Source organism: Chloroflexota bacterium (genome assembly GCA_016875875.1).
Classification (GTDB): Bacteria; Chloroflexota; Dehalococcoidia; order GIF9; family UBA5629; genus 9FT-COMBO-48-23.
This window is the reverse complement of sequence record VGOP01000003.1, coordinates 210,251-221,245: the sequence shown is the minus strand read 5'-3', so window position 1 is coordinate 221,245 and position 10,995 is coordinate 210,251. Positions and strand designations below refer to the sequence as shown.

Annotated in this window: 11 protein-coding genes; 7 read left to right on the top strand and 4 right to left on the bottom strand. The window is 49.8% G+C overall.

Annotated elements, in window-relative coordinates:
- The 3 genes from FJ023_03910 to FJ023_03900 all read left to right on the top strand — a co-directional run.
- A partial coding sequence (locus tag FJ023_03910; GenBank protein ID MBM4446483.1) for a hypothetical protein occupies positions 1-520 on the top strand: 520 nt, incomplete at its 5' end.
- A gap of 113 nt (positions 521-633) precedes the next feature.
- A complete protein-coding gene (locus FJ023_03905) occupies positions 634-2,931 on the top strand; it encodes a DUF3160 domain-containing protein (protein MBM4446482.1) in 2,298 nt (765 codons plus the stop codon).
- Between the two features lie 185 nt (positions 2,932-3,116).
- Positions 3,117-4,268: a hypothetical protein gene (locus FJ023_03900; protein MBM4446481.1), complete on the top strand. Its 1,152-nt coding sequence runs from the start codon at positions 3,117-3,119 to the stop codon at positions 4,266-4,268.
- Between the two features lie 56 nt (positions 4,269-4,324).
- Here FJ023_03900 and FJ023_03895 read toward each other — a convergent pair whose 3' ends face one another.
- Together FJ023_03895 and FJ023_03890 are read right to left on the bottom strand one after the other, a co-directional pair.
- Complete coding sequence (locus FJ023_03895) at positions 4,325-5,008, bottom strand: SagB/ThcOx family dehydrogenase (protein ID MBM4446480.1); 684 nt, start codon at positions 5,006-5,008, stop codon at positions 4,325-4,327.
- Between the two features lie 113 nt (positions 5,009-5,121).
- Positions 5,122-6,837, bottom strand: a complete 1,716-nt coding sequence (locus FJ023_03890; GenBank protein MBM4446479.1) for a hypothetical protein — start codon at positions 6,835-6,837, stop codon at positions 5,122-5,124.
- A gap of 170 nt (positions 6,838-7,007) precedes the next feature.
- On the opposite strand from FJ023_03890, the gene FJ023_03885 reads away from it, so the two are divergent.
- From FJ023_03885 to FJ023_03875, 3 genes are all read left to right on the top strand, one after another.
- A complete protein-coding gene (locus FJ023_03885) occupies positions 7,008-7,526 on the top strand; it encodes a hypothetical protein (protein ID MBM4446478.1) in 519 nt (172 codons plus the stop codon).
- 106 nt (positions 7,527-7,632) lie between these two features.
- Positions 7,633-8,511, top strand: coding sequence for a DUF4349 domain-containing protein (locus FJ023_03880; GenBank protein MBM4446477.1), 879 nt, complete (start codon positions 7,633-7,635; stop codon positions 8,509-8,511).
- 39 nt (positions 8,512-8,550) lie between these two features.
- Positions 8,551-8,886 (top strand): DUF3795 domain-containing protein, encoded by a 336-nt coding sequence (locus FJ023_03875; protein ID MBM4446476.1) that lies wholly within the window; start codon positions 8,551-8,553, stop codon positions 8,884-8,886.
- 22 nt (positions 8,887-8,908) lie between these two features.
- Here FJ023_03875 and FJ023_03870 read toward each other — a convergent pair whose 3' ends face one another.
- Both FJ023_03870 and FJ023_03865 read right to left on the bottom strand, forming a co-directional pair.
- Positions 8,909-9,670: a glucose 1-dehydrogenase gene (locus tag FJ023_03870; protein MBM4446475.1), complete on the bottom strand. Its 762-nt coding sequence runs from the start codon at positions 9,668-9,670 to the stop codon at positions 8,909-8,911.
- Between the two features lie 27 nt (positions 9,671-9,697).
- Complete coding sequence (locus FJ023_03865) at positions 9,698-10,249, bottom strand: carboxymuconolactone decarboxylase family protein (GenBank protein ID MBM4446474.1); 552 nt, start codon at positions 10,247-10,249, stop codon at positions 9,698-9,700.
- A gap of 186 nt (positions 10,250-10,435) precedes the next feature.
- Here FJ023_03865 and FJ023_03860 point away from each other — a divergent pair, with 186 nt between their 5' ends.
- Complete coding sequence (locus FJ023_03860; GenBank protein ID MBM4446473.1) at positions 10,436-10,987, top strand: isoprenylcysteine carboxylmethyltransferase family protein; 552 nt, start codon at positions 10,436-10,438, stop codon at positions 10,985-10,987.
- Positions 10,988-10,995 lie beyond the last annotated feature (8 nt).

Genomic DNA, 10,995 nt, shown 5'->3' with positions numbered 1-10,995 from the left:
CACACCTGAGCCGACACCTACACCTGAACCGACACCTACACCTGAACCGACACCAATACCTACACCTGAGCCGACACCTACACCTGAACCGACACCTACACCTGAACCGACACCAATACCTACACCTGAACCGGTACCTACGCCTACACCTGAGCCTACACCAACACCACCTGAGATAACAACAACGCCACCTACAGCTGACAAAGGGGATAAAGAACGGGATGCCAAGAGGGAGCGTTTCAAGACAGTGCTAAAGAAGTCTCTGGAGACGAGCACCTCCAGGAGTTTGACAGCTTTGGAAAACGCTAAGGAGAAGGCATCACCGCAAGCCAAAACTGACTGGCAGCAAGCTATTAACACAATATCGAAGAAAAGCTACGGAAAACCGTCACATGAACATGGTACCGGGGCTGGGGAAAGTGGCCAAAGTGATAACAAAACCTGGAATGGAGAAAACACAAATCCTACTAGCCCCAGTCAAAGCCAGCCTTCCCCTTCGAAGTGGCAAAAACACTGGTAACAGAGCCCAGCCATCTAATAAATTCCAGACTAATTCGCCAAATGCAGGCACTATTAAATAACAGCTAAAATTGCTAGAATACAATCAAACTGCCCAACTCCAAGGAGGCTGAGATGAAAGTTGCCAAAATCCTTACCGCTGCCGTCATTGCTCTAGCCATAGTTATCAGCGGCTGCGCAACCCAACCAGCACCAAGTCACACCACGCCACAACTCACCGTTCCTCCAACCAGCGAACTGCCTAATCCCAAGCTGGCAATGGCTTCAGCCTACAAGCCAACTTCAGTCAGCTTTACCCCGAAAAGTCCAACATATTCTCTCCCCTTAGACTCGACTCAAATAACTAACTCGGACCAGATTCAAAGCGAGTTCAACTTGAATTCCGGACAGGAAGCCCTGCTCAAAGGAAACGGCTTCGTGGTTATTCAGTGGGGTGGTGATGACATTGTGGGGCCATATAAAACCCTGAAAAACATGGATGTCCCTATATTCGTCACCACAGACACTCTGCTTCACCTGTATCATATTCAGTTCAACGAAATTCTGAAGCGAATCGAGGAGGAAGAGTTTTACAGCCAGCTTATCGATATGAGCCTGGCAATGCTTAAAAGAGCCGAAGCCGACTACCAGGCTTTCACCCAGCCGGCGCTTAAAGAAGCTGCCAGAAGAAACGTAGCCTATTTCGCCGTGGCTCTAAAGCTGCTTCAGACACCTTCAAATAAGATAGACTTCGACATTCCCAGCTATGTCAAAAAGGAGGTCAACGAGGAACTCAAGAATATCGAAGCTCACCAGGGATTCAAACCCAGCTCTGTCTTCAATTCAGACAAAAATTGTATATGCGATGTGCCCCTCTGCTACTGTGAGGACTATTCTCAATATGTGCCCAGGGGACATTACACCCGCAGTGAGATATTGAAGAGCTACTTCAAGACGATGATGTGGTACGGCAGGATGGCCTTCTTGCTCAAGGGAGGCGATGACGCCTTGATATCCGAGGAGGATGCCGAAATCGCTACCATTCAGGCATCTCTTATTTCAGCCGAGCTGCCCAGTGTCAAAGTCGCCGATTATACCGCCAAAGATGTCTGGGACAGAATCTATGCCGTCACCTCTTTCTTCGTCGGCACCGCCGATGACCTGACACCATACGAATACCTGACCGCCTTAGAGAAAGTCTTCGGACAGGAATTCGCCCTCAACCAGCTCGCTGCTGAAACCAAGATGCTCGAGCTGAAAGCAGAGCTGGCTCAGATGAGAAATCCTGAAATCTACGGCGGCTCAGGAGTTTGTATCATCTACCCCCCTGTAACAAAGGAGAAACTCTACGAGTGCCTGGCCAAGACCAAAGGCATGAGGTTTATGGGGCAGCGGTTCGTCCCTGACTCCTACATGTTCCAGAACCTGGTATCGCCAGCAGTGGGATTGTATGTCGGCACGGGTAATCCTTTCACCATGAAGATGACCCAACTGGGCCCGGCCAGGTGCTTCCCCAGAGGACTGGACATCATGGCAGTGCTCGGCTCAGACAGAGCCTATGACATATTAAAACGAGAAGGAGACACCGAATATCAGGGCAAGGACACCAGCTATGATAAGCAGCTCAAGCAGCTTAAAGACCAGTTCGCTGCCTTCACCGAAGAGGACTGGAACCGCAACCTGTATTGGGCCTGGCTATATGCCTTGGACTCATTGCTTGAGAAATTCGGCAAGGGCTATCCCACATTTATGCAGACCGAAGCCTGGCAGGACAAGGAGCTTAACACCGCTCTAGCATCCTGGGCGGAGCTCCGGCACGACACCATACTGTACGCCAAGCAAAGCTACACCCCCACTTTAGCAATGGCACCGGGACCGCTGCCGCCGCCAAAGTCGCTCGTCGGCTATATCGAGCCGGTGCCAGCGTTTTACGCCCGTATGCTAGACCTGACCAGAATGACCAGAGCCGGACTATCTCAGCTTGGCGCTCTGAGCCAGGAAGAGGATAATCGCCTGGTAAGCTTGGAATCCGTTCTGGAAAGGTCGCTGACTATAGCCGTCGACGAGCTTGAGGGCAAGGAGCTTACCCAGGACGACTATGACTTCATCAGGGACTTCGGCAAGAGCCTTGAGAATATAATCGTTGGCGTCGAAGCCGAAGGCAAGGAAACGACTATTGTGGCTGACGTCCACACTGATACCAACACACCGGCGCAGGTTCTGGAAGAAGGAGTGGGCTATGTCGACCTTATACTGGTAGCTTACAAAGTCCCTGATGGCAGGACTATCATCGGCGCCGGGCCTACCTTAAGCTACTACGAGTTCAAACAGCCCATCGACAGCCGCCTCACCGACGAGCAGTGGAAAGAGATGCTCAAGTCAGGCCAAGCACCACCCAGACCCGCCTGGACAAGCAGCTTTTTCCAACCATAACATGAGCACCGCTCAGGCAACCCTCTAGTAAAACACATAGCCGCGGGGCTTTAGCCCCGCTCAGCCTCCTGCCTAACCGTGCATAAACCTTTTCTGCTCCATTTCGTTTATTAATTAGCGACAGGACGGAATTCTATACAGAAAACCGTCCTATCAAAAAAACCCACAAAGAGGAGGTTCAAAACATGAAAAAGTGGAGCATCCCGGTACTAATAGCCATCGTCGCCCTGCTGATGCCCATGTCCATGATAAATGTCAGCGCCCAGGAGGAAGCTAGCCTCAGCATCAGCAAATCAGCCGACCCAACCTCGGCTTCTGTAGGTGATACCATCACTTACACCTATACTATCACCAACACCGACAATGTCACCATCGAGAACATCACCTTAGAAGATGACCCGCTTGGTACAATCGACCTCGGCGGGCAAACAAGCCTCGATTCCGGTGCCACTATTACAGCTACTGCTACCTACACTGTGGCTGAAACTGATTTACCTGGCCCGCTGGTGAACACCGCCGAAGTCTCAGGTACTGACCCTGACGGTAATCTCTTCACTGATACAGGCACAGCCACGGTTGAATTGTCATACAACACTGAACTTCAGATAAACAAAGAAGCTGACAGGGAAACGGCCTCACCACATGAAGTTATTACCTATACTTACACTATTACGAACACGGGTGACATCGCTATTGACAACATAACCTTGGAAGATGACAAGCTAGGCCCAATAACCCTGAATGGTAACGACAACATGGCGCTTGCCCCCGGCCAGACTATCACAGCCAATGCTACTTACACCGTCTCAATCTGGGATTTTCTACGAGGCAAGTCCATCGTCAATACGGCTAATGTTACCGGTACTGACGGTCTCGGCAATAGCCTAACTGGTAGCGACACAGCTACAGTTTCCCTCACTATTATTAGCAAGACGCTTTTGACCAAATTTGAGATACTCAAGCTAAGTGGCGTTCCCGGTAAGGGGATTGAAAAAGCGCCGGGATTGCAAAAGCCGTTTAATCCGAAGTCCCAGGCTGCTGAGCACGCCGGCAAGAAGGACAAAGACCAAGAAGAGGAACAGCTTCAGATAAGGGAGAGGGTAGAGAACCAAGGCGCAGAGGAGCAGCTCCAAATAATGTCAGAGGTGCAAAACCAGGCTGGCAGCGAACAAGCGACTCAAGACGATGACGATGAGGAAGCCAATCCGGGTAAGGGGCAGCTAAAGAAAAACTCGGTCACAGACAATCAAACACAGGGACAGGAAGCTACCCAAGACAATGGTCAAAACAAGCCCGACAAGGATAAGCCAAACAACAAGTCCAAGGCGGGGAAATAACCTTAGCCAAGAGTAGTTTTCGCCAAATCCTGCCAGGGCGACCTTGTAAGGTCGCCCTACTTTATTCTGCCCACCGGCATCACATACAGCGGAGCTTCATCAGAGGACATTCCAATAATTTTTGCTATCGCAGCATCATCGAAGGCACCAATCGTCACCAACCCCAACCCCAGGGCGGTCGCCTGAAGACATATATTCTGAGCAGCATGACCAACCTCGATATGGACATATCTCTCGCCCCTGGGGCCATATTTGATTTGCGTCCGCTCGTAGACAGCAGCAATCACAATATCTATGGCTCCGTCCGCCACACTTCTCTGGCCCAGAGATGCCGAAGCCAGAATAGCCCGGGCATCTCCTTCCTTGACAAGGGTCAGGTCATTCTTTACAGGATTATATTTATAGATGCCAGGTGCCAGGTTATCCACATTACCAGCTACCAGATATATCTCAAGAGGGTAAAGCGCCCCGGCCGAAGGCGCAGTGCGAAAACCTCTGGCACTGGTTATCCCCTGCCCAGCCCAGAGCAGCTTCATCACTTCGTCTTGAGTTAGAGGTGCGTCAATATATTCTCTGATTGACCTCCGCTGCTGCAGTAGTTCCTCCAGAGAAGCAGTCTTAACTGCGGTAACCTCAGCTTGTATTCCTTCCAGCTCAGCCTTAAGCTTATTTAATTCAGCATTGGCTCTATCCAGCTCGGCTTGCAGCGTGCCACAGTCGCTATCCGAAACAGACGACATACAGCCAATCGTGCCAAACAGGAGCACAACTACAAGCATAAGCATAATTCCAAATACATGTTGGATTTTTGACATACCGGTCCCTCCTTTCAACCACTACACAGAACGAGGCATCATCCCTTATATGCGCCGATAGCTTCCAGGTACTCCTTATATTCCACCATCTTAATCAGAACCCTGGCGGCATGTCTGCCAGAAGGATAAGCATAATGAGTCCCCTGTAGACGGGGCTGGTCCTCAGCAAAGAAGGTGGTGGTAAGCACCGGCTTCCCATTACTTGCCACCCACTGCTCCGCCAATGCCACCAGAAAATGAGCCACCGCTTCATTAGTTGTAGGTTGATTTCGAACTCCCATCTCGGCTAGAGCCTGAGAGCCCGGGGGCAAAAAACCGCTAATGAGAAATGGTACATTGAGCCGCCCAGAGGCGATGGCAGAGGCAACTATCTCCGTCAGTTCGCCGATTTCTTCCTCATGATAAATACCCATCCTTGAAGCCATACCAGAAACAATAGGCTTTATAAATTTGCCGATTTCCGCAGCATCTTTCGAACTAAGCGCCTTGGTAAATGCACTGGCAAGCTCACGGAATGCTTCGCGTGAGGAAAGCCACGGAGCAGTTCCACCAGAATCTGTAGACACGAACAGCGAGGCAAAAATTGAGAAACCGCTAAATCCCATAAAAATCAGTGAATCAACCTCGCTCACCTTTAACAATTTATCTGGAGCGGTAAGAAAGGCGACGAAGTTCCTATCTCCAGCAGGGTCCACAGGGTTGCCACGGCTCCACCGTGGTGGAAATACTCTATCGAACGCTGCGATAACGTTGTCTGGCAACTTGACCACATTGAGGCCCTCTGCGGCACAGGCGTCAGCACAGATAACTCCGTAGCTACCGCCGGGGGTCAATATGGCCACGTTTCTGCCTTTGGGGAGCGGCTGGGTTATAAATCCGATGGCAACATCCAGCAGCTCTTCAGGACTTTCCACCCTGGTTATCCCAATGCTCTTGAAAGCAGCCTCATAAGCCTCATCAGAACCCGCCAGCGCCCCGGAGTGAGACGTTATCGCCTTGGCAGCAGCGTCCGTTTTGCCCGGCTTCAGAACGATGACTGGCTTCTTCGGAGTCACTTTTTTTACCTTCTCTAAGAAACGCCCGCCATCAACCAAGCCTTCTATATATGCCAGAATGACTTTTACTTGTGGGTCCTCACCGAAGTACTCTATGTAGTCCTCAATCTGTATGTCCGCAGCACAACCGCAGCTTACGTAACGATGAAAACCTATTCCGCGCATGTGGCCGGATGTCACCACAGCACCGCCAACGTTCCCACCTTGCGATACAAAAGCCAATGGCCCATCCTCAACCGGCAACGGAAACATAAATGCCCTCAAATCGGACGAGGCGCTCCAGAATCCCATGCAGTTAGGGCCAATGAAACGAATCCCACCTTTTCTGGCAATCCTCAAAACTTCATCCTGCAGCTTCTTCCCCTCTTCTCCAATCTCGGCAAAGCCAGCTGAAATAATTACTCCCGCCTTCACACCCTTGGCCACACAGTCCTCCATGACTGAGGCAACGATGGGAGCCGGGATAACGAAGACAGCAAGGTCAACCGGCTCCGGTATATCACTTATGCGGGCAAAGGCTTTATGGCCCAAGATTTCATTTTCTTTATTGTTCACCGGGTATACTGGACCACGGAAACCATTTAGGGCGCTGGTGAAAGTCAAGCATCCCCACTTGTTCCAGTTGTTTGTTGCCCCGACTACAGCAACTGACTTGGGATTGAATAGCGGCTCTAGTTCTTCAACTATAGACTGACCCATTAATGCCCCCTCTCTGCTTTACTAGTCCAAAACCGATAGAGAGTGATGGCTACAAAGCTAGCCCAGCATTCAAATATTATATCAGATTCGCCTCTTGGGCATTCTACTTTAGACCAGTCAGATGTATAATTAGGCACATAGCAACCGCTAAAGCTCCAGGAGGTGCTTACATGACATCGCAGAAATCAACGACTAAGAAAGAGCCACAGATACTCCACATGCCATCACAGAAGATGGCTGTCGTCTACACGAAAGGCGACCCCAACAAAGTTGCGGCTGAATTCCTGCCGGCGCTATACGGTTCGGTTTACAAGCTGAAGTTCGACTTGAAAAAGAAGGGCATTGAGTTCAAAGTCAGCGGCCTGCGGGCGCGCTGGCCTAATGCCCATCTTGCCCCCAAGAACGACTGGCTCGGCATCTGGGGACTGCCTATCCCTGACAAAATAACATCCCTCCCACAGAAAACTGCCGGTATTGAAGTCAAAATCGAGCAGTGGGACTATGGAACTGTGGCTCAACTCCTCCACATCGGCTCTTACAGCCAGGAACAACCTACAGTTGAGCGACTGCATAAATTTATTGAGGAAAACGGCTACGAAATAGCCGGTGTTCACGAGGAAGAATACCTGACATCGCCTCGAGCCAAAGTCCAGAAGACTACCATCCGATATCCGATTAAGAAGAAATAGGCTTAGCCATTAAAATATAAACTTTAAAGGCATTGGTTCGTTAATCTGTAATACTTTTCCAGATTATCCGTATATTACTAAAAGAAAAGGACAAAAGGAGGTAAAAATGAACAGGCTAGCTAAAATCGTCATACCTGTACTTCTAATCCTGGGGCTGGTACTGGCTGCAGGCTGTGCAGCCAAACAAAGTCCAATACCGCCACCAGCACCATCGGCAGAGAGAGTGTTTCCAGCGGCAGGAGGAATATCTAAGAATTACGCCTATGAAGCTGCATCAAGCTATGCTCCCACTGAATCTGAAGGGGCAGATATAGACCGCAGACTGGTGAAGACTGGCTATATGACGCTGGAGGTGAACGATATAACCGAGGCTATTACTGGCGTCACCAGAGTTGCCAAAGAATTAGATGGCTATGTAGTCTCCTCCAATAAGCAAGGAGATAAAGACATAACCTATGGCAGAATTTCGATTCGAGTACCGTCTGACCGCTTCGATGAAGCTTTCGAGAAACTCCGCAAACTAGCAGTCAAGGTGACTAACGAGAGCACCGACAGTCAAGACGTAACTGAAGAGTACACCGACCTGCAGGCTCAGCTTCGCAACCTGGAAGCAACCGAAGCCCAATATCTGGAACTGCTCAAGAAAGCCGAGACGGTGGAAGACACACTAAAGGTGTACCAGCAACTCTCCAACGTGCGACAGGAAATCGAACGGATTAAGGGGCGCATTCAGTATCTGGAGCGCACCTCGGACATGGCGCTTATCGAGGTAAGTTTACAGAAAACAAAGCCCATAGACGGAACCGGCTGGAGCGCTCTGGAGACCCTCAAATCGGCGATTCGTGGCCTGGCTACCTTTGGCAAGGCATTAGCTAACATAGCTATCTGGCTGGTGATATTCAGCCCTGTTTGGATTATCATCCTGGTTGTGGTACTCTATTTCACGCGATGGCGCAAGGCGAAAGCCAAGCTTTCTAAAAGATAACCCGCCGGACGCCAACCAAAGGAGGAAACCATGGACAAGATGATTGCCTACTGTGGAATAGTCTGCACTGAATGCCCGGCATTTGAGGCGACTCAGAAAAACGATGACGCCAAAAGGAAGAATGTCGCCGAGATGTGGTCTAAGCAGTACAACATGGCCATCAAACCAGAGGACATTAACTGCGATGGCTGCAAGTCCGACAGCAAAAGAATCATCAATTACTGCTATGTTTGCGGGATAAGGAAGTGCGGCAAGGAAAAGGGTGTCGAGAACTGCGCCTACTGCGATGAATATGCCTGTGAAAAGCTGACCAAATTCTGGGGCATGGCACCCCATGCTAAGGCATCTCTCGAAAAAATCAGGAAAAGCAAATAAAAAAGCCTTCAGGTCTGCAGTATCACGTCGCCGACATGCCGCCGTCAATGCAGATAGTTTGCCCGGTTATGAAAGAAGCTTCGTCTGATGCCAGGAAAAGGACGGCATAGGCTACTTCCTCAGCTTTACCGTGTCTGCGCATTGGAACGCGTTCTTCAATACTACGCTCACGCTTCTCGTTCATAATAGCTTGAACCATTGGAGTGTCTATATAGCCGGGCGCCACGCAGTTCACCCTGATGTTATCCTTCGCCATTCCCACTGCTAGAGACCTGGTCAATGCCATAACACCGGCTTTTGAAGTAGCGTAGGCATAGATGCGGTGACTGTAAAATGCTGCCATAGATGCATTATTAACGATGGCTCCACCGCCAACTTTCCTCATCTCCGGCACGGCATATTTGCACATAAAGAGTATACTTTTGAGGTTTGTATCCATGATAGCATCCCATTCTTCCTCGGTCACCTTAAGGCCGCTACCACCCAGGCCGATACCTACATTATTAAACAGTATATCCAGCTTGCCATAAGTAGACACCGTTGCATCGATAACTTTTTTAGCCTCCGCTTCCCTGGTCACATCGGCCTGTATTGCCCTTGCCTCACCACCTTCTCCAACAATTAATCTGACCGTTTCTTCAGCCGCTTCAAGATTCTTGTCCACGGCGATTACCTTTGCTCCCTCCCTGGCAAATAAGATGGCGGTTGTCTTCCCGTTCCCCATACCAGGCCTTATGGAGCCGGCGCCCGATACAATTGCCACCTTATCTTTTAATCTCAACATAGAATGAACCTCCCTGAATGCAGCGCCTTAGTATTTCGGTATGAAAGCCTTTTCGCCAGGTTCCAGTTCTATCTGCAGAGCCACCAGTATCCTGGATACCATTCCATAGTAGCCGATGGTTGCCGTAAGCTTGACGATTGCCCTGTCATCAAAAAATCTCTTCAAACTAGCAAAGGTGCTGTCGCTGACCTTAACGTTCAGCGTTACCTCATCGGTGTATTGCAAAACAGCACGTTCTATATCGGTGAACTTCTTCGAAGATGCCCAATTGGAAAGCTCGTCTATCTGGCCTTTAGCCACGCCAACGTCCAGGCCTATGGTTACATGCTTGGTGAACTCGTATTCCGACCTGAGCAAATTGCCAACCCGTAAAATAGCCAGTTCCCTTAACTTCGGGTCGATAAACTCCGGATTGAGTATTGAATTGCCCAACCTGACGAAATTGCGGCCTATTTTGGGACAATTGCCCACGGCTTTGAACAAATTGAGTACGGGAACTCTACGGTCTTCCAATTTCTGGAACATCTCTTTAATAACTTCATCGGCTTGTTCTTTCTCAACTAATTTTACGCGTGCCATCTTACCTCCCAAATGATTAGCGTCCCGATGATACGCCTATGTCACCTGACTGTCAAACAAATTTATGTAGGGGCGGACCTTCAGGTCTGCCCGTGAAATTGTATATAATGTTTTCGGACAAGCCTAAAGGCTTGTCCCTACATTAACTATAACACACACCGAGACAACGCTGAAAGGATAACAGAAATGAGCATCTGGGATAGATATGCCGATTATGTCTACAGGGTAGCCACCGGAGGCATTAAGCGTAGAATGCGTATAATGCCGATAGCTCTGGTTATCTTCTTCGGCATCGTAGTCCTCTTCATCTTCGCCGCATTATGGCTGGACAAATGGCTTGCCTGTCTCCATTTCAGCCCGTCGTTGTGGAGCCTGGTGCTGGGCTGGCTTATTACGGTTCCTGGCTTCCTCATCATGTTCTGGCCGGTCATAGCCTTCTTTAGCACCAGAGGTACACCCGTACCCTTCAACCCGCCGCCGAAGCTGATTACCAGTGGACTCTACGCCCATATCAGAAACCCTATATTGCTTGGCCTGTTTATCTTCATGCTCGGGCTGGGGGTACTGCTCGGCTCATTGTCACTCATCTTCATCTTCACCCCGCTGTTCATAGTGATCAACGTCCTCTACATTAAAGCTATTGAAGAAAAGGAGATGGAGAAAAAGTTCGGCAGGGAATACCTGGAATACAAGAAAAGGGTGCCCATGTTCATCCCCTGGCTTAAGAAAAGGGAATGAGGCACGCC

Coding starts and splice junctions, on each gene's coding strand:
- FJ023_03860 (MBM4446473.1), top strand. CDS start 10,436: ATGAGCATCTGGGATAGATATGCCGATTATGTCTACAGGGTAGCCACC.
- FJ023_03865 (MBM4446474.1), bottom strand. CDS start 10,249: ATGGCACGCGTAAAATTAGTTGAGAAAGAACAAGCCGATGAAGTTATT.
- FJ023_03895 (MBM4446480.1), bottom strand. CDS start 5,008: ATGTCGTCTGTTTCGGATAGCGACTGTGGCACGCTGCAAGCCGAGCTG.
- FJ023_03880 (MBM4446477.1), top strand. CDS start 7,633: ATGAACAGGCTAGCTAAAATCGTCATACCTGTACTTCTAATCCTGGGG.
- FJ023_03905 (MBM4446482.1), top strand. CDS start 634: ATGAAAGTTGCCAAAATCCTTACCGCTGCCGTCATTGCTCTAGCCATA.
- FJ023_03885 (MBM4446478.1), top strand. CDS start 7,008: ATGACATCGCAGAAATCAACGACTAAGAAAGAGCCACAGATACTCCAC.
- FJ023_03870 (MBM4446475.1), bottom strand. CDS start 9,670: ATGTTGAGATTAAAAGATAAGGTGGCAATTGTATCGGGCGCCGGCTCC.
- FJ023_03890 (MBM4446479.1), bottom strand. CDS start 6,837: ATGGGTCAGTCTATAGTTGAAGAACTAGAGCCGCTATTCAATCCCAAG.
- FJ023_03875 (MBM4446476.1), top strand. CDS start 8,551: ATGATTGCCTACTGTGGAATAGTCTGCACTGAATGCCCGGCATTTGAG.
- FJ023_03900 (MBM4446481.1), top strand. CDS start 3,117: ATGAAAAAGTGGAGCATCCCGGTACTAATAGCCATCGTCGCCCTGCTG.